The 23,056-nt window shown below is 64.3% G+C and carries 24 protein-coding genes; 17 read left to right on the top strand and 7 right to left on the bottom strand.

Annotated features, from left to right (window positions below; all coding sequences use genetic code 11):
* Positions 1–222: 222 nt before the first annotated feature.
* The 12 genes from BO1_RS43960 (at position 223) to BO1_RS43905 (ending at position 12,894) form a co-directional block, all read left to right on the top strand.
* Positions 223–639 carry a universal stress protein gene (locus BO1_RS43960; RefSeq protein ID WP_028223012.1) on the top strand — a complete coding sequence of 139 codons (417 nt, stop codon included), beginning with the start codon at positions 223–225 and terminating at the stop codon, positions 637–639.
* Positions 640–727: 88 nt separating this feature from the next.
* Complete coding sequence (locus tag BO1_RS43955; RefSeq protein ID WP_028223011.1) at positions 728–1,165, top strand: MarR family winged helix-turn-helix transcriptional regulator; 438 nt, start codon at positions 728–730, stop codon at positions 1,163–1,165.
* Positions 1,166–1,302: 137 nt separating this feature from the next.
* A complete protein-coding gene (locus tag BO1_RS43950; protein WP_028223010.1) occupies positions 1,303–2,199 on the top strand; it encodes an aromatic ring-hydroxylating oxygenase subunit alpha in 897 nt (298 codons plus the stop codon).
* A gap of 9 nt (positions 2,200–2,208) precedes the next feature.
* Positions 2,209–3,945: a Rieske 2Fe-2S domain-containing protein gene (locus BO1_RS43945; RefSeq protein WP_052409833.1), complete on the top strand. Its 1,737-nt coding sequence runs from the start codon at positions 2,209–2,211 to the stop codon at positions 3,943–3,945.
* A gap of 10 nt (positions 3,946–3,955) precedes the next feature.
* Complete coding sequence (locus BO1_RS43940; RefSeq protein ID WP_028223008.1) at positions 3,956–4,615, top strand: glutathione S-transferase family protein; 660 nt, start codon at positions 3,956–3,958, stop codon at positions 4,613–4,615.
* A gap of 84 nt (positions 4,616–4,699) precedes the next feature.
* Entirely contained in the window at positions 4,700–6,067 is a 1,368-nt protein-coding gene (locus BO1_RS55335) for a nucleobase:cation symporter-2 family protein (protein ID WP_245644075.1), read from the top strand.
* Positions 6,068–6,168: 101 nt separating this feature from the next.
* Entirely contained in the window at positions 6,169–7,095 is a 927-nt protein-coding gene (locus BO1_RS55330) for a LysR family transcriptional regulator (protein WP_043288887.1), read from the top strand.
* A gap of 414 nt (positions 7,096–7,509) precedes the next feature.
* Positions 7,510–8,679 (top strand): bacteriohopanetetrol glucosamine biosynthesis glycosyltransferase HpnI, encoded by a 1,170-nt coding sequence (gene hpnI / locus BO1_RS43925; RefSeq protein WP_084688756.1) that lies wholly within the window; start codon positions 7,510–7,512, stop codon positions 8,677–8,679.
* 73 nt (positions 8,680–8,752) lie between these two features.
* Complete coding sequence (locus BO1_RS43920) at positions 8,753–9,745, top strand: lysylphosphatidylglycerol synthase domain-containing protein (protein ID WP_028223006.1); 993 nt, start codon at positions 8,753–8,755, stop codon at positions 9,743–9,745.
* 28 nt (positions 9,746–9,773) lie between these two features.
* The gene (locus BO1_RS43915; RefSeq protein ID WP_028223005.1) at positions 9,774–10,673 is read left to right on the top strand and encodes a LysR family transcriptional regulator; all 900 of its coding nucleotides are present in this window, start codon (positions 9,774–9,776) and stop codon (positions 10,671–10,673) included.
* Positions 10,674–10,892: 219 nt separating this feature from the next.
* Positions 10,893–11,906 carry a zinc-binding alcohol dehydrogenase family protein gene (locus BO1_RS43910; RefSeq protein ID WP_028223004.1) on the top strand — a complete coding sequence of 338 codons (1,014 nt, stop codon included), beginning with the start codon at positions 10,893–10,895 and terminating at the stop codon, positions 11,904–11,906.
* Between the two features lie 94 nt (positions 11,907–12,000).
* Positions 12,001–12,894, top strand: coding sequence for a LysR family transcriptional regulator (locus tag BO1_RS43905; RefSeq protein ID WP_028223003.1), 894 nt, complete (start codon positions 12,001–12,003; stop codon positions 12,892–12,894).
* A 63-nt stretch (positions 12,895–12,957) separates the two neighbouring features.
* Here BO1_RS43905 and BO1_RS55325 read toward each other — a convergent pair whose 3' ends face one another.
* The 6 genes from BO1_RS55325 to BO1_RS43875 all read right to left on the bottom strand — a co-directional run bounded on the left by BO1_RS55325 (position 12,958) and on the right by BO1_RS43875 (position 19,080).
* On the bottom strand, positions 12,958–14,004 hold the full coding sequence (locus BO1_RS55325; RefSeq protein WP_052409832.1) for a hypothetical protein: 1,047 nt from the start codon (positions 14,002–14,004) through the stop codon (positions 12,958–12,960).
* Between the two features lie 175 nt (positions 14,005–14,179).
* Positions 14,180–14,728 (bottom strand): RNA polymerase sigma factor, encoded by a 549-nt coding sequence (locus BO1_RS55320; RefSeq protein ID WP_043288882.1) that lies wholly within the window; start codon positions 14,726–14,728, stop codon positions 14,180–14,182.
* A 4-nt stretch (positions 14,729–14,732) separates the two neighbouring features.
* Complete coding sequence (locus BO1_RS55315) at positions 14,733–15,368, bottom strand: ABC transporter permease subunit (RefSeq protein WP_052409831.1); 636 nt, start codon at positions 15,366–15,368, stop codon at positions 14,733–14,735.
* Positions 15,355–16,926: a transporter substrate-binding domain-containing protein gene (locus tag BO1_RS43885; protein ID WP_167338447.1), complete on the bottom strand. Its 1,572-nt coding sequence runs from the start codon at positions 16,924–16,926 to the stop codon at positions 15,355–15,357. The genes BO1_RS55315 and BO1_RS43885 overlap by 14 nt, the downstream gene beginning before the upstream one ends.
* Positions 16,927–16,973: 47 nt before the next feature.
* Positions 16,974–17,771 carry a class I SAM-dependent methyltransferase gene (locus BO1_RS56735; protein ID WP_028223001.1) on the bottom strand — a complete coding sequence of 266 codons (798 nt, stop codon included), beginning with the start codon at positions 17,769–17,771 and terminating at the stop codon, positions 16,974–16,976.
* A gap of 61 nt (positions 17,772–17,832) precedes the next feature.
* On the bottom strand, positions 17,833–19,080 hold the full coding sequence (locus BO1_RS43875) for a TAXI family TRAP transporter solute-binding subunit (RefSeq protein ID WP_028223000.1): 1,248 nt from the start codon (positions 19,078–19,080) through the stop codon (positions 17,833–17,835).
* A gap of 216 nt (positions 19,081–19,296) precedes the next feature.
* On the opposite strand from BO1_RS43875, the gene BO1_RS55305 reads away from it, so the two are divergent.
* From BO1_RS55305 to BO1_RS43850, 5 genes are all read left to right on the top strand, one after another.
* The gene (locus BO1_RS55305; protein WP_063744755.1) at positions 19,297–19,881 is read left to right on the top strand and encodes a DUF2589 domain-containing protein; all 585 of its coding nucleotides are present in this window, start codon (positions 19,297–19,299) and stop codon (positions 19,879–19,881) included.
* Positions 19,878–20,150: a hypothetical protein gene (locus BO1_RS43865; protein ID WP_028222999.1), complete on the top strand. Its 273-nt coding sequence runs from the start codon at positions 19,878–19,880 to the stop codon at positions 20,148–20,150. The genes BO1_RS55305 and BO1_RS43865 overlap by 4 nt, the downstream gene beginning before the upstream one ends.
* Positions 20,147–20,680 carry a hypothetical protein gene (locus BO1_RS43860; RefSeq protein WP_028222998.1) on the top strand — a complete coding sequence of 178 codons (534 nt, stop codon included), beginning with the start codon at positions 20,147–20,149 and terminating at the stop codon, positions 20,678–20,680. The genes BO1_RS43865 and BO1_RS43860 overlap by 4 nt, the downstream gene beginning before the upstream one ends.
* A 78-nt stretch (positions 20,681–20,758) precedes the next feature.
* On the top strand, positions 20,759–21,403 hold the full coding sequence (locus BO1_RS43855; RefSeq protein ID WP_028222997.1) for a DUF2589 domain-containing protein: 645 nt from the start codon (positions 20,759–20,761) through the stop codon (positions 21,401–21,403).
* Between the two features lie 76 nt (positions 21,404–21,479).
* Complete coding sequence (locus BO1_RS43850; protein WP_043288880.1) at positions 21,480–22,130, top strand: glycoside hydrolase family 19 protein; 651 nt, start codon at positions 21,480–21,482, stop codon at positions 22,128–22,130.
* A gap of 175 nt (positions 22,131–22,305) precedes the next feature.
* On the opposite strand, the gene BO1_RS55300 is transcribed toward BO1_RS43850, so the two are convergent.
* Positions 22,306–22,833: a helix-turn-helix domain-containing protein gene (locus BO1_RS55300; RefSeq protein WP_084688752.1), complete on the bottom strand. Its 528-nt coding sequence runs from the start codon at positions 22,831–22,833 to the stop codon at positions 22,306–22,308.
* Between the last annotated feature and the right edge of the window lie 223 nt (positions 22,834–23,056).

Genomic DNA, 23,056 nt, shown 5'->3' with positions numbered 1-23,056 from the left:
CAAAGCCCCAAAGAACCACACCTTCAAGCCGCTCAAGAAGAAAAAGTGACACAAGAGAATCGTGAACCCGCTCCCCACACGTTTACACAATTTATGCACCGTCGCGTGCAATCTTTGCGGTGTTTTGCGGGGCAGAGCAGTATCGTGCATGTAGACGCATAAGACACGCACCCGATGCCAGTGCGGGCATCAACCGCTCCAAAAACCTCCACGAGACTCCATGTGTTGAAACTGCTCATCCCCATCATCGACCGCCACGGCGCACGGGAAGCGGCGCGCCACGGCGCCTTCCTTTTCGCGGAGCGCTGCGTATCGGAAGTGGAAATCGTCGAAGTGCTCGACGACCCCGGCTACGACCGCAGCGTGGCCTTCCACTCGATCGGCGCATTGCGGCGCCGCGAAAAGCAGGCGATGCAAGACGCGCTTTTGCAAACGCGCGCGATTCTCGATGATGCCGGCGTGCCCTACACCTGGAAGCGCGTCTTCGGCCCGCCCGAGCGTGTGATCGCTTCATCCGCCGAGCACGGCCGTGCCGACATCGTGGTGCTCGATGCGAGCGGTCTGGGCTTCCTGCGCAAATGGAGCGTGCTCGCGCGACTGCGCCGCCTCATGCATACGCCCGTTACGCTGGTCCAGTAGCGCTGAGCAAACGCCGCGCCGGGTCGCCTTGACCCAATCTGACCTTGCAGCTATTGTTGCCATCAATAATGCGCAACGGAGCTGCCCAATGGATCACTACACGCCAAAGAACTTCACGCTCACGGAGAGCGTGGGCTTCGCCCTTTCGAAGGCGCGTAATCTGATCGCCTCGGAGATGGATACAGCGCTCGAAGAGCTGGGCATCACGAGCCCGCAAATGGGGGTCTTGCTGTCGATCAGCGTGGGCGCCGCCAGCACGCCTTTCGAGCTTTCGAAGCTGCTCGGAATCGATACGGGCCTGATGACGCGCCTGCTCGACAAGCTCGAAACCAAGGGCCTGGTCGAGCGCTCGCGCAGCGTCGAGGACCGTCGCGTCGTGAACCTCGCGTTGACGCAAGCGGGCGTGGCCGTCGCCGCGCAGATTCCGCAGATCGCACCCAAAGTGCTCAACGCGCGCTTGCGCAAATTCACCAAAGCCGAGTTCAACGAACTCTGCCGGCTGTTGCGCAAATTCGCGGGCGACTAAGCCGGGCGGATAGAAGCCGCGATCCATCGAAATCGTTCATACCTCGCATGAAGGAATAGCGTTGGCTGCGGTTTTTTGAAGCCTCTACCGTTCTCCCACCGCGCATCGAATGCGCGACTGGCATGGGAGAGCGACAGATGAGCATTGAAGCGGCCGTTCTGGACGAGTGGTATCCGGTTGCGGTGATAGAGGATCTGAAGCCCGGCGTGGCGTATTCGACGCGCCTGCTCGGCGCGCCGCTCGAGTATCTGATCGACGGCACGGGTGCCGTGCGGGCCACGCGCACGGATACGGGGAAACCCTGCCGCGTGCAGCAGCGGTTCCATACCGTGTGGCTTTCACTCGGCGATCCGCCCGCCGACACGTTCGCGCTACCCGAATTCGACGAGCCCGACCGGCGCGTTCTGGGTGCGGGCTCGTTTGCCGTGCACGCGTCCGGGCTGCGCGTGATCGAGAATTTTCTCGACATGGCGCATTTCCCCTATGTGCACACCGGCTTGCTCGGCGAAGAGCCGCACACCGAGGTTGCGCCGTACCGCGTCGAGCACGAAGGCGGGGAGCTTTTCGCGCGCGACTGCCGCTTTTATCAGCCGATGAGCGCGGCCTCCGCGCAGACGGGCATCGACGCGCACTATGTGTACCGCGTCGCGCGTCCGTTCACGGCCATGCTCTACAAGACCAGCCCGCAGCAGAGTGCGCGGCGCGACGTCATTTGCCTGTTTGTGCAGCCCGTTGACGAGAGCCGCTGCATCGCGCACACGGTGCTGGTCTACCTCGACGATACGACCTCGGACAGCGGCCTGAGGCTCTTCCAGCAGACGATCTTCGGACAGGACCTCATGATCCTGTCCAATCACGTGCCGCGCACGCTGCCGCTCGATCCGGCGTTCGAAGTCCCCACGCGCGCCGATGCCATGTCGGTCGCCTACCGGCGCTGGTTGCGTGAGCGCGGCGTTGCCTACGGCACGTTCCGCACGCCCGCCACAGTCAGCACATCCGGCACCTCAGGCACCCCTTCATCCGCAGCGCATTGAGTCTCGATCATGGATCAAACGACAACCTCGCTCCCGCGCGGCTGGCACATGGTGGGCCGCGCCACCGACGTGCCGTTGCGGCACGTCTTTCACACCCAGTTGCACGGCGTGGAGCTTGCGCTGTGGCGCGCCGACGACGGCGCCGTCAATGCATGGGAAAACCGCTGCCCCCATCGCAGCGTGCGCTTCACGCTGGGCACGAACACGGGCGCGACATTGCACTGCCAATACCACGGCTGGCAATACCGCGCCGGTGACGGGCGCTGCACGCGTATTCCGGCGTCCTTGCAGGGGCAGCCTCCGGCGAGCCTGTGCGCGCGAACGTTCCCGATCGCGGAGAAAGACGCCTGCCTGTGGGTCAATCTCGACGCGACAGCGAACGACGGCTTTGCCGAGGGTCGCAACGATCCCGCCGCGCCCGGCGTGCCGCTGCGCAGTCTGCCGTTCGACGCGCCACTCGATGCCGTGGCCGATGCGCTCGCCTCGTATGCCCTTGCGGATGCCAAAGCAATGCTCGGGAGCGCTCGCGTGCACCGGTGCGGCGATCACCTCGACATCGCCTGGCAAAGCGCCGATGGTGCGCATTCGGTCCAGTTCTGGCTGCAACCGGCCTGCGCGGTGCGAACGGTCGTGCACGGCAACGCCGCTTTGGATGGGGCTGCGAATATCGATCTGCCGCGCTTCCACAATCGTCTGCTGAGTGCATTGCGCCGCACAGTAGAGCGCAACACACATGCCGCGGAGTCATTGCGCGCACAACGTATCATCCCGATTTCGGTGCGCTCGAACACGGCGGATAGCGCAAAGCGCTGGCTGCGCGCGACGGTTCAGCGGCGCGAGGTCATCGCGCAGGACATCGTCGCGTTCGAGTTGAGCGCACCGGAAATCGCGTCGCTGCCCATGGAGCCTGGCGCGCACATCGACGTGCAGACGCCGGCCGGCTGCGTGCGTCAGTACTCGCTCGTCAACGCGCCGGGCGAGCGCGAGCGCTTCGTGATCGGCGTGAAACGAGAAAGCGCCTCGCGCGGCGGCTCGCGCTCGCTGCATGAAGCGCTGGAGGTGGGCGCTTCAATTCTCGTCTCGCCGCCCAAGGCCCATTTCCGCCTCGTGGAGGGCGCGCCCGCGGTGTTGATTGCCGGTGGCATCGGCATCACGCCGATTCTCGCGATGGCCAGCGCATTGCAGCATGTCGGCGTACCGTACCGGCTGCACGACTTCGTGCGCAGCCGCGAGCACCTGGCGTTTGCGAGCCGCCTTGCCGGGCTCTCGCATGTGCAATTGCACACGGGGCTGGACGCCGCTCAAACCGCCGAAGCCGCGCGTCACGCGTTGCGCGACGCGATGGCCGGCGCGCATGTCTACGTATGCGGCCCGCGCCCGCTAATCGATCTGGTGCGCGAGAACGCACGCGCGACGGGATTTCCCGATTCGCACGTTCACTTCGAACTGTTTGCCAACGAGGTCTCGCACGCCGGGGACCAGCCATTTCGCGTGCGCCTGCAACGCAGCGGCGAGGAATTCGTCGTGCCGGCCGGCGTGAGTCTCGCCGATGCCATTCAGGCGCGCGGCGTGGCCGTGCCCACTTCGTGCGAGCAGGGCGTGTGCGGCACGTGCCGCGTGGGTATCGCGCAGGGCGAGCCCGAGCACCGCGACGTCTACCTCTCCAGCGAAGAAAAGGAGTGCGGCAATTGCCTGCTCGCGTGCGTATCGCGTAGCCGTTCCGACTTGCTGATCCTCGACCTTTAAGGAAGCGACCGTGATTACGCTCTACGACTACGAACTCTCGGGCAACTGCTACAAGCTGCGCTTGATGATGAGCCTCCTGCAATTGCCCTACGAACGCGTCGAGGTCGAATTCCATCCGGCCAGGGCGCACAAGCTGGAGGCCTTTCTCGCGCTCAATCCGCTGGGCCAGCTGCCGGTGCTCGATGACGACGGTTTCGTGCTGCGCGATGCCCAGGCCATCCTCGGCTATCTGGCCGCGCGCTACGACGTCAGCCGCTGCTGGTATCCGACCGACGACCCGCGCCGGCTCGCCGAGGTGAACATGTGGCTGGCGTTCGCCGACGGCATGACCGGCACCGCCTCGGCCGCGCGTCTGGCCGAGGTCTTCGGCTACGACATCGACGCCGATGCGGCCCGCAGCGGCGCGCACGCGCTCTTTCGCGTGCTCGATGAACGGCTCTGGTTTGCCGAGCGGGAAGACGATGGCTGGCTCTGCGCCGGCGCGCGTCCGACGATTGCCGACATCGCCTGCTTTCCCTACGCGATGCTCGCCGAGGAAGGCGGCATCTCGCTCATCGATTACCCGGCGATTCGCCGCTGGACCGACCGGGTCAAGGCGCTGCCCGGCTTTGTCGTGATGGCCGGCATCTTTCCAGGCGCTGTCGCTATTCAAGCTAATCAGCCATCCTGATCAATCGCAGTTGATGATCCGGCGCTCGGATGGCCGGATTCATTCCATTCCGACGCACATACCGCATACAGCGGGGAGGATTACATGGCTCAATCGAAGCGCTATCTGCCCGCGGACTCGCGGGAACCCGTCGACGAAGTGCTGCCCACGGGGCGGCTCGCGCTGCTCGGCATGCAGCACGTGATGGTGATGTACACGGGCGCGATCGCCGTGCCGCTCATTATCGGCATGGCGCTCAAGCTCCCCAAAGATCAGGTGACGTATCTCATCAGCGTCGACCTGTTCGTTTCCGGGCTCGTGACGCTCATCCAGTCGGTGGGTTTCAAGAACTTCGGCATCCGCCTGCCGATCATGATGGGCGTGACGTTCACGAGCGTCGGGCCGATGATCGCGATTGCCTCGAATCCCGCGCTCGGCCTGCCGGGCATCTTCGGCTCGATGATCTGCTCGGGCATCTTCGGTCTACTGGCCGCGCCGCTGATGGCGAGACTCCTGCGCTTTTTCCCGCCCGTGGTGATCGGCACCGAGATCCTCGTCGTGGGCCTGTGCCTGATGGGCGTGAGCGCGAGCTGGGTCGCCGGCGGCATCGGCAACCCCGACTACGGCAGCCCGCATCTGATCGGCATGTCGTTTCTCGTGCTCGCGTTCATTCTCGTGGTCACGAAGTACTTCAGCGGCTTCGTGCGCAATATCGCGGTCTTGCTCGGCATCGTCTTCGGTATGGGGCTCACGGCGTTCACGGGCACGATCGACTTCTCCGCCGTGCATCGGGCGGCGTGGTTCGGCATGGTGACGCCGTTTCATTTCGGCGCGCCGAAGTTCGATCTGTGGTCCAGCGTGGCGATGTCGATCGTGATGCTCGTCACGTTCATCGAGGCGACCGGCATGTTCGTCGCCGTCGGCGAGATGACCGGCAAGCCCGTGGGCGCCCGGGAGATGGCCAACGGCTTTCGGGCGGACGCCGCCGGCACGCTGCTCGGCGCGCTGTTCAACATCTTTCCCTATACCTCGTATGCGGAGAACATCGGGCTCGTGAGCATCACCGGCGTGCGCAGCCGCTGGGTCTGCGCGGTCGGCGCCGTGCTGCTCATGGTCATGGGGCTCGTGCCGAAGATGTCGGCGCTGGTGGCCTCGGTGCCCGCCTGCGTGCTCGGCGGCGGGGGCCTCATCATGTTCGGCATGATCGCGGCATGCGGCGTGCGCATTCTCGCCCAGGTCGACTTCACGCATAACCGCTTCAACGCCTATATCGTGGCAATCAGCGTGAGCGTGGGTCTGCTGCCGGTCGTCAACCCCGAGTTCTTCAACCGGTTTCCGCAACAGCTCGCGCCCTTGCTTCACAGCAGCATCCTGCTCGCGGCCGTGACGGCGGTCTTGCTGAACCTGTTCTTCAATTTACTGAAGGGCTCCAAAGCCGAGAAAGCCGCGTTCGCGCCGATCGAAACGGCATAGACCCATCCCTGAGCGGGTTGTGCCGAATTGGCAAAGGCGGGTTGGCGTGCCATCCTCCTCGCGCGAGCCGCACGCTCGCGTGCATACTGCAAGGAGGAGGATTGCACAACGTCGACCTGAAATCGCTGCAGCTATTCGCGACGCTGCTCAGGGAGTGCAACGTCACGCGCACGGCGCGGCAGCTGAACATGACGCAATCGGCCGTGAGCCACACGCTCAACCGCTTGCGCGACCTGTTTCACGATCCGCTCTTCGTCACGGCCGGGCGCAGCATCGCGCCCACGCCGCGCGCCCTCGAGCTGGCCGAGCCGCTGCAGCGCGCGCTGGCCGCCATGGGTGCGCTGATCGAGTCGGACGATGTCTTCGATCCCGCCGCGTTCGAAGGCACCTTCGAGATCGCCACCACCGACTACATCGGCTTTCTGCTGCTGCCCGTGCTGATGGACCGTTTGAGCGTGGCCGCGCCCGGCATCGCGCTCAATGTCAAGCCGCTCGAACCCGAGAACGATCTGGCGGCGCTGCGCGAAGGCACGCTCGACCTCGTGCTCTGGAACGAGGACGCCGCGCCGTCGAACTACTACGTGCGCAAGCTCTTCACCGACCGGCTCAAGTCGATCGTGCGCGCGGGGCATCCGCAGATTCAGGGGAGCCTGTCCGCCGAGCAGTTCCGCGCCGGCCGGCACATCCGCGTGAGCGGCCACTACGGCGCCGTGAAGGAGGCCGTGGACGCGTTCTACGAGCATCTCGGCATTCGCGTGAGCACGGCCGTGACGGTCCCGCATTTCATGCTCGCGCATTTGCTGGTATCGCAATCGGACATGATCGGCATGATCGGCGAGCTGACCGCGCGGCGCATCGTCGGCAATCTGCCGATTCAGGTGCTCGAGCCGCCCGTGCAAATGGCGCCGTTCACGGTATCGGCGGTCTGGCACGCGCGCCGGCACACGTCGGGCGCGCACCGATGGCTGCGGGGCGAAATCGCGGCCGCGGCCGGGCAATTGACCGAGCAGTTGGCGGCGGCGGCGTAAGCCTCATTCAAACCTGGCGGGTCTGCCGCTCACCACAGCGCCATGCGCTGCGGGGCGTGCCACGGAGCCATGCACAAAAAATGGGGTGCGCTTCGGTATAAGTCCCGAGGGCCAATTAATCTTTTCGTCAGAAAACGCTGGTACTCTCGTCAAGCGCGGTCCTGTGCGGCGTCTGGGCCTTCTGGCGGGCGACAAACAGGCATAGCAAATTGGCATTCGTAGGGGAAGCGTGATGTTTTTGCCGCCCCGCGTCCCCGCAAAACGCACCGGAGTGTGCCTGGCGATGATTTCAGCAACGATCGATTTGCGACGAGCCGTTTATCTAACCCCCGAACGCCGGTGCGAGCGGGCGGCCGCATGGTAGCGCCCACGGCTACGATCGATATCGCGTCGGTTGCGCTCGCGCCAGGCCATATGACGCTAGTGACGGTTGCGCATCTATTCGCCCAATTCATTGCGGGCCTCTGCGGCCTGGGCGCCATCCTCGGCATTGTCTATACGGTGACGGCCTGCCGGCTGATCGGGCGCTTCTTCGCGCGCGGCGTGGCGGCGCCGGCGCGCTTTCCCGCCGTCACGATCGTCAAGCCGCTGCACGGCGACGAATGGCGGCTCGAAGCCCATCTCGCCAGTTTCTTCGACCAGGATTATCCGGGGCCAGTGCAGTATCTGTTCGGCGTGCATGATTCGGGCGACCCCGCGCTCGCCGTCGTGGAAAGGCTGCGCGAGCGTTATCCCGACGCACATGTCACCGTGGTGGCCGATGCGCGCCTGTACGGGCCCAACCGCAAGATCGCGAATCTTGTGAACATGCTGGAGCAGGCCGAGCATGAGGTGCTCTGCTTCGCCGATAGCGACGTTTATGTCGAGCGCAACTATCTTCGCCAGATCGTCGGGACCCTGCAGCAACCGGGTGTGGGCCTCGTCACGACGGTCTACCGCGGCCTCTGCGCGCCGGGGTTCTGGCCCCGCCTGGCCGCGGCGCTGACCAACTATCATTTCCTGCCGGGTGTGGTCACCGGGCTCGCGCTCGGGCGCGCGCGGCCGTGTTTCGGCCAGTCCATCGCGATGACGCGGGACACGCTCGCGCGCATCGGCGGCCTGGCCCAGTTCGCTCACCACCTCGCCGAAGACCATGCGGTAGGCGAAGCCGTGCGGCGCGCGGGCGCCACCGTCGCCATTCCGCCCATTGTGGTGCAGCACGCTTGCGTGGAGAATACGTTCTCCAAGCTCTTCGCGCACGAGTTGCGCTGGAGCCGCACGATCCGCGCGGCGGACCGCTCCGGGCATCTCGGTGCGGTGTTCATGCATCCGCTGGCGCTCGCACTGCTCGCGGTGGCCTTCTCGGGCGGCGCGCCGGCCGCGTGGGCGCTGGCCGGCGTCGCGCTGTTCGCGCGCGCGCTGCTGGTCTGGAGGACCGATCGCGCGACCGGGCAAAAGGGCAGCGGGCTGCTGTGTCTGCCGATCTGGGACGCGGTCCAGTTCGCGATCTATCTCGCGAGTTTCTGCTCGTCGGGCGTGGTATGGCGCGGGACGCGCTTTCGCGTCGACGCAAACGGGATGCTGTCGCCCGTTCACGAAAAATGAAAAAGCATCGAGCTTCGTGGTAGATGAATAGAAACGTCAAGACGCAGGCGCATTGGAAGAAGAGCACACGCAGATGAAACACCTGGGACGTATCGCTGCGTTGTGCGGCCTGGCGGTCGCTGTGTGGCTCGTATGGCGCGATCATCCCGCAGCCGTGCTGCAACTCCTGCAAGCCGCGGGCATGGGCCTCGTGCTGGCCGCCTTGCTGCACATCGTGCCGATGTGCGCGAACGCCTGGGACTGGCGCACCTTGATCCGCCCGGCGCAGCGCCCCTCGTTCCCGGCCATGCTCAAGCTCGTGTGGATCCGCGAGTCCATCAATGGCCTGTTGCCGGTCGCGCGCATCGGCGGGGAAATCGTTTCGTTCCGGTTGCTTGGGCGTGCTGGCGTGCGTCCGGCGACGGCGGCGGCGAGCCTCGTCGCCGACATGCAGCTCACGCTGATCAGCCAGCTCATTTTCGGGCTGATCGCTGCGGGCTATGTGCTCGAGCATTCGAGCTCCGATGCCGCGCGCCTCGCCGGCCGGCTCGCCTGGGGGATTGCCGGGATCGCGCCGGTGCTGGTGCTGTTCGCGCTGGTCCAGCATGCACGGCCGTTCGAGCGTGCGGCGCATGTCATCAACCGGGTCACGAGCGGCAAGGTGGTCGATCTGGTGGGCAAGTCCGCGCGCGTCGATCAATCGGTCAAGCTGATCTGGCGGCAGACCGGCGTGGTCGTGCGCTATCTGCTGATCTGGCAGACGCTGCAATGCCTGGGCTACGCGCTGGAGATCTGGTGCGCGCTGCATGTGCTCGGCGCGCAGGCGACTTTCGCGCAGGCGTTCGTGATCGAAGCGCTCATTCAGCTCGTCAGCAGTGCGGCCTTTCTGATTCCGGGCGGCCTGGGCGTGCAGGAGGGCGGCTTCGTGCTGATCGGCGGCCTGCTCGGCTTCGACGCGCCGACCTGTCTCGCGCTCGCCGGCGCGCGGCGCGTGCGCGATCTGCTGTTCTATGTGCCCGGCTTGTTTGCATGGCAGGTGGCCGAGTATGGGCTGCCGTCACGGCGTGAGGCAGAGAGCGCGCAGTGAGCTTGGCCTCAACGAAACGCGACGGCCCATGATCAAACTGGAAGACCTGGTTATTTTCCTTCGCGCCGCGGACAGCGGGAGCCTTTCAGCCGCTGCCCGGCAACTGGATCTGACGCCCGCAGTGGCCAGCGTCGGCCTCAAGCGGCTCGAGGAGGAACTCGGGACGCGGCTGCTCGCGCGATCGACGCGCAGCCTGCGGCTGACGCCGGACGGCGAGCGCTACCTTCCGTACGCGCGCAGCGTGATCGAGCAGGTCGAGGCTGGCGGGAATGCGCTCGCGCATGGGCGCAAGATGATCGGCGGGACCGTGTCGCTCTCGATGCCCTCGGACCTCGGCCGGAGTGTGCTGGTGGGCTGGCTCGATGCGTTTCAGGCTCAGTACCCGGCAGTTTCGTTGCAGGTGCACATAGGCGACCATGTGACCGATATGTTTCGGGCACCCATCGCGGTGGCGATCCGCTACGGCGTGCCCGAAGATTCTTCACTCGTGGCGCTGCCGCTGGCGCCGGAAAACCGGCGCGTCCTTTGCGCGTCGCCCGATTATTTCGCGCGTCATGGGCGCCCCAGGTCGCCATCCGAGCTCTCGCAGCACAACTGCCTGCGTTTCGCGTTGAGCGATGCGCTGCACGACCGCTGGACCTTCTACAAGAACGGCGATGCGATGGTCGTGAACGTGCGTGGCGACCGCAGCAGCGACGACGGCGAGCTGGTCCGGCGCTGGGCCCTGAGCGGCCACGGCATCGCGTACAAGTCGCGTGTCGACGTATTGGCCGACCTCGAGGCGGGCAGTCTGGAGGCGGCGCTGACCGACTTCGAGGGCGAGAGCGCGCCGCTGCATCTCGTTTGCGCTCACCGCAGCATGCTGTCGCCGACCGTCAACGCATTGCGCGATCTGCTGCGCGAGCGTTTCTCCGCCTGGCTGGCCTGATCCCGCGCGGGTTGCGAGGCCCGCTTTCAACGAATTTTTGAAGCTGACTTCTCCGTTTGCCGCTTTTTGGCTGGCGTGCGTTCGCCGATCATGCACCCGTGACAAACAAATCAGGCCCGTGCCGCTTCGCACCGATAGGGCGCCAATCGGTTCGGCGTTCACCGGAATGAAGCGGGTGGGGGCCTTGCCTGCACAAAACGGAATCTGGAGGTATCAAGGATGAAAGCCATTGGTTATTACCGCAATCTCCCCATCGACGACCCGGAATCGCTGATCGATCTCGAGCTGCCTGAGCCGCAGCCCGGCCCGCACGACTTGCTCGTCGAAGTGCACGCGGTTTCTGTGAACCCCGTCGATGTGAAGGTGCGCGCGGCCATGGCGCCCGAAGCGGGGCAGCCCAGGGTGATTGGCTGGGATGCGAGCGGCGTCGTGCGCGCGGTGGGCAAGGACGTGACGCTGTTCAGGCCGGGCGAGCGCGTCTGGTACGCGGGATCGCTGGTGCGGCCGGGCACGAACAGCGAACTGCACGCCGTGGACGAGCGCATCGTGGGCCACATGCCGAAGACGCTGAACTTTGCCGAAGCGGCCGCGTTGCCGCTCACGACCATTACCGCATGGGAGCTGCTGTTCGATCGCCTCGAGGTGCCGCAGAGCACCACACGCTCGGACGAGACGCTGCTCGTGATCGGCGCGGCCGGCGGCGTGGGCTCGATCCTCGTGCAGCTCGCACGCAAGCTGACCGGCCTGACCGTGATCGGCACGGCGTCGCGGCCCGAGACCGCGCAGTGGGTGACGGACCTGGGCGCGCATCACGTGATCGACCATTCGAAGCCGCTTTCGCAGGAATTGAAGCGTATTGGCTTCGAAGGGGTGGACTACATCGCGAGCCTGAACCAGACGCATCGCCACTTCGACGAGATTGTCGCGTCGTTCAATCCGCAGGGTCACCTGGCGCTGATCGACGACCCGGAGATCTTCGATTTCCGCAAGCTCAAGATGAAGAGCATCGCGCTGCACTGGGAGTTCATGTTTACGCGTTCGATGTTCTCGACGAAGGACCAGATTCGCCAGCACGAGCTGCTCGATCGCGTGGCCGGGCTGATCGATCAGGGCGTGCTGCGCACGACGCTCAATGAGAGCTTTGGCACCATCAACGCAGCCAATCTGCGCCGCGCTCACGAGTTGCTGGAAACGAACCGGGCACGCGGCAAGCTGGTGCTCGAAGGCTTCTGAGCAGCGGGCATTGCGGTTCATGGTGCATGACGCTGCCGCACACCGTCTTGCCGCTTTGGCGTACCCTCTTGGTTCGATTAAAAGAGGATTCGCAATGGACCGCATGACCGCCATAGAAACTTTCGTTGCCGTCGTCGAGGCCGGGTCGTTTTCCGCCGCCGCTCGGCGCCTGAACGTGGGGCAGCCCGCCGTTTCCAAGTCGGTCGCGCAACTGGAGGAGCGGCTCGGCACGCGCTTGCTGCTGCGCTCGACGCGCGGCCTCAATACGACCGATGCCGGCCAGCGTTTCTACGAGCACGCGAGAGTCGCCATCGAGGAGGCGGACGAGGCCGAGCACGCCGCCCGGCAGTCTTCGGAGAGCGTGTCCGGGCGGCTGCGCGTTTCGGCGGCCCCCACGTTCGCGCGACTGCACGTCATGCCGGTGCTCAAGCGCTTTCTCGACCAGCATCCGCAGCTCGAGATCGACATCGTACTGGACGACCGCAACATCGATTTGCTGGAAGAGGGCACGGACGTGTCGCTGCGCATGGGCAGCCTCGACGACTCCGCCATGACCGCGCGGCGCATCAGCCGCAGTCCGCGGCTCGTCGTGGGCACGCCCGCGTATTTCGAGGAGGCCGGCGTGCCCGCCACGCCGGCCGACCTGAGCCGCCATCAGGCCATCGTGTATTCGCAGCGCGGCGGCGGCGAGTCCTGGTTGTTCAGCCGCAACGGCAAGGAAACGGCCGTGGTGGTGTCGGGACGCGTGCGGGTGAGCGCCGCCGAGGGCATCCGCACCGCCGTGCTCGGCCATATGGGCCTGGCCGTCGCGTCGCAATGGATGTTCGCGCCCGAACTCGCCGATGGCAGCGTGCGCGCCGTGCTCACCGACTGGCAATTGCCGCCGCTGGACCTGTGGGCCGTGTTCCCGGCGGGCCGGCTCGTGACCTCCAGGGCGCGGGCGTTTGTGGCCTTTGTCGAAAGCGTGCTGGCCGAAAGCAGTCGCTAAAGCTTCGCGTTGCGGGGCCCCGCGCGCCCGCGCAACGCGTCAACCGTTGCGGCCCGCTTCAGGCTACAGCGGTTGAGCCGGATAGACGCGCACTTTCCCCGCGCCGCCCACATACAGCTCGTCGGCGCCTGGCAGAACCACCGCGACCTCGGGATCGGGATCGATCCGGCGCGTTTGCTGCGGCGTGCGCGTGGGGTCTTCGACAACCCGCACGTCGCTGGCGTACCCCGGATCGGGATTGCCAAGACGGGCGGCTCGATAGTCATGCAGGCCGTCACAGTTGAAAGCGCAGGCGTCTTTGCGCGCGACGAGACGTGAGGTTCCGAGGTACTTTCTGTTGGCGCGGTCCCATTTTTCGATTTCGGCGCCGCAAGAAGGAATCAGATGAAGGTCGACCTGCGGCCGCGGCGTCGCGCCCGCGAGGCGGCCCGCGATATAGTCGAGGCAGATTTCAACGCCGATCTTGACCGCCTTGGCGTCCTTGACGATGTTGAAAACACCGCAACCATCGTAGCTGACCCGCTGGCTTTCATCGCGCGGCCCCGGGGCAACCGGATCGAGGTGCTCGATGCGGTCGAGCGTGATGCCGTCATTGCCGGCGAGCTGGGCGGATTCGATAAAGTCGATACCGGACTTATATTCCTTGAGCACCGCAAACGCGGTGTCCGGGCCGGCATCTGCGCCACCTTTCTGGATCAACGCATAGTTGTAGCCTTCCAGTGGCTGCCTCGCGCCAAACAACCATGCGAGCAGCCCCGGTTGCTCGCCGCGCGAGAAGCCGACGATGGTGCCGAATACGAACAGCCAGTCCTGCCACTTCGTGTCCTTCACCGCGGTTTGCAGTGCCTGGACGACGCGTTGCACGTCGTCCATTTCATAGGCGCCGGTTTTGCCGCGCAGCAGAAACTCCGGCCACATCATGACCTTGAGGACGTCGTCGTTCGGATTCGCGCGTGGCAACGCGGCCGTCATGGCCGCCTTGATCAGCTCGACGCGGCGCGCGATGTCGGCTTGCGCATCCGGGAGCCCCGGATACTCCTTGCCGCCGCCAACGGGCTTGGGTCCGGTATTGAGGCAGTGTGCAATCAGTTGTACCTTGGTGTACGGCATGGCGCTCTCCTTTCGACGTCAGGGGTGAGGGTCTGCATCGGGTCCGATGCCAACGCGACGCGAACACCGCGGCTCGTTTGTGCGGATTCGCGTCACATCGCATTGACGTTTCGACGATGAAGTTGTGAAAGAGCGAGACGGAATAAGTGATGAAAGTGCGCGACTGGCAGCGTGCTCAGTCCAACGCCTTGCGCAGTTCCTTGCGCAGCAGTTCGACGCGCTTTCGCGCCAGCGCTTCATTGATGCCCAGTAACGCAGCGATCGTTGCGTAGGAGTGCTCTTCTTCGAACTTCAGCGTGAAGAGCGCTTGCTGACCCGGCGCGAGAGCAATGAGCGCTTGCTCGATTCGTGCGAGCTGCCGCTTGATGGCGAGTTGCGCTTCAGCCGATGGGGCAGGGTCGGGCGCGTTGAAACCTTCATCGATTTCGACGTCTCGCTGCAGGATGTGGCATTCCCTTGCACGACGCCGCGCATGGTCCAGGAAGGCGTGGTCGAGCGCGACATAGAGCAGAGCCGGGAGGTTCTTCACGCGCTCCGGAGAATTGCGCATGTAGAGATGCACTTTGAGCACGGCTTCCGAAAGCAGGTCCTCGGCGCCATGAAGATCGCCTTTGCAGAGATAGCGGGCGCGGCTGCGCAGTTTGCCTTGCCATGCCCGCCAGGCGCGATCGAGCGGGTCGGCACAGGGCGAGCCTGCCCTGGCCCGCTGGCGGGTGATTTCCATTGCGCTACCGCCTGCGATGAGCGTTCTTCGACGCGGCGCGTATCAGGCGGGTGGCGCAAAAGCAGAACACGAAGAACCAGGCCATCGCATACAGATAGACCCAAAGCATCATGTCGGTCGTGCCGCTTGCGTTGATTACGGTGTTGCACCGGCTCACGAGTTCCGACACCCCGATGACGGATGCCACCGACGACGCCATCACGATAATCACGAAGTAGCTGCTCCAGACCGGAAGAAATCGCGCCAATGCCTGGCGCTGTTCGCCGGGGTGCCGTGACAGTGCGTCCGTGAGGCAATCGGAGGTGAAGCCGGCAACCGCGAGTGACAGCGCCAGCGCGGCCTTCAGCCACGACGGAAAGGCAACGGACGGCAGGTCGAACGGCATCGTCAGCCTGGCGGGAAGCATGAACACCAGATAGAACTGGAACACGAAGGTCGGGGTATTGCGCATCAGCTCGGTGACGACCGCGGTCGCCCGCGCCAGCGCGACCCGACGCGATGTTCTGGCAAGCGCGAGCAGATAGCCCACCAGCGTGCCGATCGTTTGTGCCGTGAGCGAGATGGCGATGTTCCAGGCAAAGCCGCCCAATAGCCACGGCGTCCATGCCACGAGCGTCCGAACGGTTTCAGCGGCGGACATCGCACCATCTCCTTTGTGCCCATTGCAACAGGCGCAAAACACAAAAGGTTTCCAGTACGAAGAAGACCATGAGCATGTTCATCATCGTGCCCACGTTGCCGTGCTCGGCGATGATCGACGTCGAGGCGGACAGCAGCTCGGGCACGGCGATGGTGCTGGCGATCATCGTCGCCTTGGTGACATTGACGAGCGCCGCGGTGACGGCCGACGACGACTCGGCAATCAGCTGCCGCAGCCCCGGTGCGCCGCCGATGGAGCCGTCGTGTTTCACGCAGGCATTGACCCATGCCTCGTCGAACGTATGCATCAGTCCAGCACCCGTGTAGACGCAGAGCACGCCGGCCACCACCCAGAATCCGCTGAAATGCATGCTCCAGCGCGCGGCTGCATAGCTGCCGAGGCCGAAGAACACCACATAGATCTGCAGCAGCGGCGGCGTCATGCGCGCGAGCGCCGCGATGCCGCGCATCGCCGCCGGCAGCACATGGCCGCTACGGTGCGCGAGATGGACCATTACGAGCGCCACGGCGACGCTGCCGCAGATGCAGCACGCGGTGAGTGAAAGCGTCAAGGCAATGCCATACAGGAAGGCGCGGCGTTCGTAGTCGTCGTAGAAGCAGGTCAGGTTGACGCCGGTTTTTTCGTTGAGCCACAAGCCCCAGCGGCGCAGGCCGGTCACGTCGGTCGAGGTCACGAAGATCGGGTTGCGGCAGGCGACCGGCCATTGCCCGTCCGCGAGCCGCTCGCACAGATAATGGCCATTGGCCCGCTTGAGGGTCCATAGCGCATGCATGCGCGCGAGAAACGTCGAAGGCGGCAATCCCCATTTGTGCTCGAGCGCGATTAGCGTGCCGTCGCGGTGCCATTGCGCGACGGTATCGCCGATAAAGCGCTCGAAGGCGCTGCCCCGCGCGTTGCGGGCGATAGCGATCGCCCACGGCGTCACGAGCTCGGGCGGCGGCCCGATCCGGTAGCCACGCCACTCGCTGCTGAGCAGATCGCCGGCAATGGCGGTGTTGTCGAACAGCCAGCCCGCGCAACGCCTGTCGCGTACGGCGAGCTTCGCGTCGCGGCTGGTCGGATAGGTTTGCAACTGGAGCAGATAGCGCTCGACCATCGTGCGATTGAAATAGCTGCCTTGCGTGGCGCACACGGTTTGCCCGCGCAGATCCGACCAGCGCTTGATCAGACTGTCCGGCCGGGTCATGAGCGTGACGCCGGAGGAGTAATAGTCGGGTTCGACGAGCGTGGCGATGTCGCGGCGCTCGGCGGTGTCGCCCAGGGTCGCAATGGTGACGTCGGCGCGGCCGTCGTCGAGCACCTGCAGGCGGTTCGTCGTGTTGACGCCAATGGTGCGCAACCGCACGCCAAGCCGCCGCGCGAGGTCTCCGGCCAGATCGGTTTCGAAGCCTTCTTGCTGTGCGTTGGCCGTCAACATCCCGAACGGCGGGTAATCCGTCTTCACGCCCACGACCAGCACGCCGCGCTGCCGGATCAGGTCCAGCCGTTCGCCGGCGTGCGACTCGATGCCGGCGGCGAACAGCATGGTGCCGAGCACGGCGGGCCATATCCACCGCAGGTTTTTCGCGCGTGACGGGTTGCACATCATGCCATCTCTGCGCAGGCGCGTATGCCGTAGCCGAGCGAGGGCGTGACCGATTTCGCCAGCGTGCGGTCGAGCGTCTGCAGCCGCGCCGAGCGCATCAGCCACCATTCTGGAAAGATGCTTTCGGCCTCGCAGTCACGCAGTAGAAAACCGGCTGCCCTCAACTCATCGGCGAGGCGGCGCGCGGTATACAGGTGATAGAAAAAGCTCAGCCGGTCGCCATGCACGTATCGAACGAAGCCGATGTTGCCCGCTTCGTGCAACGGGGGTCGCGCGCGTCCACGCCAGCGCGCGCAGGCGTGACGGCATAGATCGAGCGGTCGCCTGCGGTAAATCGACGGCACGGAAAGAATCAGCCGGCCGCCGGGCAGCATGCGTTCGCGCAATTTGCATAAGGTATCGATGCGGGTTCTGCGGTCGCCCAGATGGGACAGCACGCCGAACAGCATGAGCACGAGGTCGTACTGCGGGTCGTGCGGCAGGTCGTCGATCGTGCCGCCGACGAGAGTGACGCGATCCCGGTGCGGACTGCCATTCAGGCTGCGCGCCAGTTCCTGCAGAGACGGCGCGGAGATGTCGAAGCCGGTCAGCCGCGCACGCGTGCGCTCGAGCAACGCGCGAGCATAGCGGCCGTCGCCGCAGCCGAAGTCGAGAATATGCTCGGCTTCGCGCGCGCCGTGGCGCAACAGGTAATCGAGCGTGGCCGCATTGGGCACCGGGTAGCGCTCGCGATAGCCGTGGCTTCGATAGTACTTGTCATAGGTCTCGCGCATTTGCCGTGCGATATCGTGATTCACGCTCGTGCTCCTGATGGATGGCCCGCTGACGATGACCCGGGCGCGACGGTCGAAACCGGAGTCAGGTCCGTATTGCTTCGCGCAAGGCTTTGATCCAGTGGCGGGTGTGATCTTCATCGGGCACCATGTTGGATTCGACCAGCCGTGCGAGGGCCATCGTTTTCGCGCCTGGCGGGACACCGGCGCCACGTTGTCGCCGTAGCCGCCAGACCAGCAAGCGCGCCACGGTGAGCCAGGCGAACTTCTTCAGCCCTTCGAATTCGGTGAGGATGTGCAGCGCACTGAAGATGAACGAGAGCGCCAGAAGCGGCGCGAGATAGGCATCGACCACGCTCGCGAGGCCGCTCGGGAAATGGGCGTAGATCCACGGCGTGCCGTTGCGGTAAAAACCGGCGACCGTATCGGCGACCGGGCCGGCATCCCCCGCGTAACGCGGGAACTCCCCGCTGCGATTCACATAGCTGCTGCCGCGATGAACTTCCTGCATGGCTTCGAGCAGCGCATATTGCGTCGCGGCCGACATGTCTTCTTTCGCAACGACCGAGATCGTTGCGGCCAGCATCGACACGTCGTGGTCCGGTATATGGCGCGCGAGGTCCAGCACCCCCGCCGGCAGCGTGACGACCTTGAGATAGCCGAGCTTCTTCGCGATGGCTTCCAGCTCGGCCGGCTGCACCAGCTCGAGATTCGTATCCTCAGCGAGATCGGCAATCATCTGGCTGTCCGCGCCGAGGATGAACAGGCCGGCCTGGTCATCGCCGCGCTTCAGGCGCGCAATGGCCTCATTGAGCGGGAAGAAGTCGATATGCGTATTCGTCGCGTCGATCCCGTACAGGGCGAGGATCGATTTCATGGTGCGGCTTGTCAGGCTGCGCTGCGGCGGCAGCACGATGGACAGGCCCTTCAGATCGGTGAAGGACTGGATGGCCTGACCGTGCGCCGCATTGCGATTCACGAAGAAGAAAATCGGCTGTAACTGGATGTCGCCGAGCGAAATCAGGCTGGCGTCCGACGCCTTGTTCAGGTCTTCCGATACGAAACCGACGTCCAGGTGCTCGCTCGGGTCGGCGACTTTTTGATAGATCTCGTCGGTGTTCTGGAACGGCACGATATCGACGCGAAAGCCCCGCGCCTCGACGATGCGCCGATACTGCAGCGCCGTGTCGTAGAAACTGCCGCCGACCGGGCCCGCCGCGATGCGGATCAGCCGGTCCGGCAACACATGAACCGTTGCATAGGTCACCGCGCCCAGCACGAGCACGGCCAGTGCACATCGCAGCCGAAATTTTGGGTTTGCGTAGCGGTTCATGCAGGGCGTTCCCGGAGTTCGTATACGTGACCGTGGCACATCGACATGCCGTTCATCGTAGGGCGCACAAGCCAGGGAATCCTGACCAACCCTGATGATCCACGGCGCATCTGGAGCGGTCAGAAACAGTCAGTTGTGCGCCATCGCCAATGGCTAAGATTCGTGTGAATCCAGGAACAACCCCGGCCACGCGTGGCCGGATAACCGGGAGCGAAAATGGCCGGGTCAACGAGTCTCGAAGACATCGTGCGTGCAATCGCCGGATCGATCATGCACGCGCAACATCTGGTGGAGAAGGCGCAGATTGCGAACTTCTCGTCCTTCTTCACGGAGGACAAGGAACCCACCAGCATCGACATCAAGCTGCCGGCGACGCATAGCGCGGCGCAAGCGGACGACATGATGGTTTACCGTCTGCCGTTGATGTCGCTGGTTCCGCATAGTTCGCTCGTGATCGGCGAAGCGGAAATCGACCTCGATCTGGAGCTGGGCTCATTCGAGGAGGTCGAGCGCACCTCCGCGAATGAAACCATGATTGCCGAATCCGGCAAGGCCGCACCCGCGGAGCGCAAAGCCACGCTGATGGTGAGTCCCGCCAACGCCTCCAAGAACCAGAGCGGCAGCGTGGCGCATATCAAGCTGAAGCTGCAGGCGTCGGAGAGGACGGAAGGTCTCGCGCGGCTGCTCGACGACGTCATCAAGTGTCAGGGGCCGACGGAGTTCGTGACGAAGCAGGGTGCCCCAGCGCCGGTCGAAGCGCCGGCGCCAGCGGCACCCGCTAGCGATCGGGGGGCAACGTGAGCGCCGAGCGTTTCCATCTGACCGACATGCGTTTCATCAAGCGCATCGTCGTGGGCAATGACAATCCCAAGAATCTGCGCACCGAGGCCGAAGTCCAGGAGGCGATGGAACTCGTCAACCGCTGCCTGAACAGCACGCCGCGCGGCTATATCCTGAACGTCGAAAAAAGCTTCGGGCTCTACAACATCGGCGAGCATCAGGTGGTGCTGCAATACGCGGTCTATCACGTTGGCTTTGTGCGCAAGCCCCTGTTCCTGGACGAGCGATGAGGGAGCAAGTCCTGAAGCTCGATCAGCTGTGCGAGCTGCTTGCCGATGCCGTGGCAGGCGCCAACACCCAGCTTGCGACGCAATCGAACCGGAACCCGGACGGCCGCGGTGACGTGGCGGCGTTCATCTATCGCCCGAGTGGAGCCGCGGTGGCGACTCGACACGACATTTCGCATGAGGCGCTTTACGGGCGCTTTATCTACGGCGTGCGAGAACTCTCTTTCAGCGTGCGGTGCTGTGTTGTTTCGCGGGTCGTCGGCGGGCAGAGGCAGGTGGTTTTGCAACTGCACGCGCCGGCGTGGTGGCGCCGCGTCTTCCGGAAAGTGGAGTGCCGCGAGCTGAGAATAGGCGTGTGCCCGGAGTGCGTGATCGTGCAACTGTATCCCGCATCGGATGGCCGCATGCCAAAGCGAGGCTTGCCTTGCGTCCTGACGCTCTGCGCGGAAAATCGCGCGGCGCTCGAAATTGAGCTTCACCGGTCAACAGAAACCGTCACTTTTCCCCGCGATAGCCAACCTAACATGAACTAGCGCCTCTGGCGCTGCGGCATCGGCGAAACATCGGTACGGTGCCGCGACTAACCGGTCCCATTTAATCAGGAGTGCAATATGTCTGAATTGATCGATATGGCATCGCAGTTCAAGGGATTGCCGATGAGCGACCTGATCGGAAGCCCGCTGACGGCGGCTTGCGACGCTCAGGTCAAGCTCGCCAACGCGACCGCCGATTTCATCAAGTACGTCGGCTTCCTGCCGCCCGCCGAAGGCGACAAGAACGGCGTCGGCGCGACGCGCCTGGCCCACTTCGCGTTCACGCGCCCGACTCAGGATCCGACCGACATCACGAAGTCCATCGACGAGCACGTCACGCTGGATGTGCCGCTGCTCGCCATCGTGAAGATTCCCGCGCTGGCGATCACCAAGGTGGACATCACGTTCGATATGGAGGTGAAGTCGTCGTTCATGTCGAAGGATTCGACCGATGCGTCGGCGAAGATGGCCGCCGATGTGAAGTTCGGATGGGGGCCCATCAGTGCGCAGGTTCACCTCGAGGGATCGGTGGCCACGCACAAGGAGAACACCCGCAGTTCGGACAACTCGGCGAAATACCACGTCCAGGTGCTGGCGGAGGATTCGGGCATGCCGGAAGGGCTGTCGCGCGTCATGGACATCCTGCACAGCGCGATCCAGCCGCGCACGACCGGCCAGACGGCCGCGTTGGCCGGCAACAGCGACAAGGGCGGCCAGGCCTGAGCGCACCGTCATTCAGCTTCGCGGCCGAGCGCGTCCTCCCGCCGCCCTCGGCCCCGCCATTCTGGAGCACACGATCATGAGCATCCTGACGCAAGAGCATTTGACGCAACTATTCGCCGGCGACGACGCCGACGAGCGCGCGGCGCGCTGGCTGGAGCCGCTGAGCAATGCAACCGACGAGTGGCAGATCGATTCGCCGCAGCGCCTTGCTGCGTTTCTCGCCCAGGTTCTGCACGAGTCCAATCACTGCCGCAACCTCTCGGAGAATCTCCACTACTCGGCGCCTCGGCTACGCCAGGTATGGCCGGCCCGTTTCCCGACCGACGAGGCAGCCGAAGCCTGCGCGGGCGATCCGGAGCGGCTCGCGAACAAGGTCTATGCGGGGCGTCTTGGCAACGGCGACGAAGCAAGCGGCGACGGCTGGAGCTATCGCGGCCGTGGCCTGATTCAGCTGACGGGCCGCAGCAACTACGAACGCTGCGGGGCGGGATTGCAAGTGGACCTGCTGGGGAACCCGGAACTGCTCGAATCGCCCGAAGGCGCGGCGCGCTCCGCGGCATGGTTCTGGTCGCAGGCGAAGCTCAACGAGCTTGCCGATGCGGAATCGGGCGAGGACGCCGACCAGGCCTTTCTGCAGATCACGAAGCGAATCAACGGCGGCACGGTTGGCCATGAGGCGCGCGTGGCGTTGTGGCGCAAGGCGAAGGACGTCCTGGGCATCGATTAGGGCGTGGGGTGGCCGCGCATGCGGTGGCGCGAGCGGCGCGCAGCGGATGGGTTGAACTGACGTGAACCCAGCCGCTGCGAATCGGCTAACCAACATCCTTTCAGAAAGCATTCGATGTTCGCATGAGCGAGAAGGCAAAAGTCTTTAAAGCGGTTTTTATATAACCGGATAGTTTTTAATGGTCGATGACCAGCGAGTCGTCGAAGCTGAAGCCGCGCACCCGGACGGTGTTCAGCGGCAAAGGCGTATCGAGGAGCTGCATGGTCTTTTTACGCAGACGCGTGACCAGCGTGTCTAGCCGGTTTTGGTCGTAGCTCAAATAATGCTCGCCGAATTCGTCGATGATGCGCCGTCGCGAGACGACCTCGCCCTTGTCGACGAGCGCGAACAATTTGATGAGGGCGAACTCTAGGGTGGTCAGCTTGGTGTGCTTACGATTTGGAGCGATGAGGTGATGCTGATGCAGCGACAGACGCCAGGCGGGAAGCTCGCAGCACGAGAACGAGGCGAGCGGGGATTGATCGAGCAATCCTGGTTGGATTTGGAAGATCGTGACTGACTTGCGGGTCTTTTCGCTCTCGGTGAGCGGCGCCTGATGCATATCGGATAAATTCCTCCATGTTATCTGATAGCCGGCGTTGCTAAAAAGATTGCTAATTTCGTGCTTATTCTGCAAGTCAACTTCGAGAAGAAGCAGCCCCATGGTCGTTGCTCCAACGATGTTGTTATATGCTCATGTTGGAATAGCGTCGGCGGTTACGTATGACCATTCATGACATTGCCAGTTTTGTTACGGAATATTGGGAAGGGGCGATTTTGATGCTGTGTGCATCGGGAATGGGTGTGTATGTCACGCAAGCGTGTGGCTTTGGCCTTAACTTGTTTTCGCGGCGGGCCGCGGGCGTTGCCCCTGTGCGGGGCGGCAC

The organism is Paraburkholderia oxyphila NBRC 105797 (genome assembly GCF_000685075.1).
In the GTDB taxonomy this organism is placed as follows: Bacteria; Pseudomonadota; Gammaproteobacteria; order Burkholderiales; family Burkholderiaceae; genus Paraburkholderia; species Paraburkholderia oxyphila.
The sequence above is the reverse complement of the archived record's forward strand: the minus strand, read 5'-3'. Positions and strand labels throughout refer to the sequence as shown.

Excerpts from the sequence above, each read along its gene's own strand:
- BO1_RS43955 (WP_028223011.1), top strand. The coding sequence starts at position 728 with ATGGATCACTACACGCCAAAGAACTTCACGCTCACGGAGAGCGTGGGC.
- BO1_RS43950 (WP_028223010.1), top strand. The coding sequence starts at position 1,303 with ATGAGCATTGAAGCGGCCGTTCTGGACGAGTGGTATCCGGTTGCGGTG.
- BO1_RS43945 (WP_052409833.1), top strand. The coding sequence starts at position 2,209 with ATGGATCAAACGACAACCTCGCTCCCGCGCGGCTGGCACATGGTGGGC.
- BO1_RS55335 (WP_245644075.1), top strand. The coding sequence starts at position 4,700 with ATGGCTCAATCGAAGCGCTATCTGCCCGCGGACTCGCGGGAACCCGTC.
- hpnI (WP_084688756.1), top strand. The coding sequence starts at position 7,510 with ATGACGCTAGTGACGGTTGCGCATCTATTCGCCCAATTCATTGCGGGC.
- BO1_RS43920 (WP_028223006.1), top strand. The coding sequence starts at position 8,753 with ATGAAACACCTGGGACGTATCGCTGCGTTGTGCGGCCTGGCGGTCGCT.
- BO1_RS43915 (WP_028223005.1), top strand. The coding sequence starts at position 9,774 with ATGATCAAACTGGAAGACCTGGTTATTTTCCTTCGCGCCGCGGACAGC.
- BO1_RS43910 (WP_028223004.1), top strand. The coding sequence starts at position 10,893 with ATGAAAGCCATTGGTTATTACCGCAATCTCCCCATCGACGACCCGGAA.
- BO1_RS43905 (WP_028223003.1), top strand. The coding sequence starts at position 12,001 with ATGGACCGCATGACCGCCATAGAAACTTTCGTTGCCGTCGTCGAGGCC.
- BO1_RS55325 (WP_052409832.1), bottom strand. The coding sequence starts at position 14,004 with ATGCCGTACACCAAGGTACAACTGATTGCACACTGCCTCAATACCGGA.
- BO1_RS55320 (WP_043288882.1), bottom strand. The coding sequence starts at position 14,728 with ATGGAAATCACCCGCCAGCGGGCCAGGGCAGGCTCGCCCTGTGCCGAC.
- BO1_RS55315 (WP_052409831.1), bottom strand. The coding sequence starts at position 15,368 with ATGTCCGCCGCTGAAACCGTTCGGACGCTCGTGGCATGGACGCCGTGG.
- BO1_RS43875 (WP_028223000.1), bottom strand. The coding sequence starts at position 19,080 with ATGAACCGCTACGCAAACCCAAAATTTCGGCTGCGATGTGCACTGGCC.
- BO1_RS55305 (WP_063744755.1), top strand. The coding sequence starts at position 19,297 with ATGGCCGGGTCAACGAGTCTCGAAGACATCGTGCGTGCAATCGCCGGA.
- BO1_RS43860 (WP_028222998.1), top strand. The coding sequence starts at position 20,147 with ATGAGGGAGCAAGTCCTGAAGCTCGATCAGCTGTGCGAGCTGCTTGCC.
- BO1_RS43855 (WP_028222997.1), top strand. The coding sequence starts at position 20,759 with ATGTCTGAATTGATCGATATGGCATCGCAGTTCAAGGGATTGCCGATG.
- BO1_RS43850 (WP_043288880.1), top strand. The coding sequence starts at position 21,480 with ATGAGCATCCTGACGCAAGAGCATTTGACGCAACTATTCGCCGGCGAC.
- BO1_RS55300 (WP_084688752.1), bottom strand. The coding sequence starts at position 22,833 with ATGGGGCTGCTTCTTCTCGAAGTTGACTTGCAGAATAAGCACGAAATT.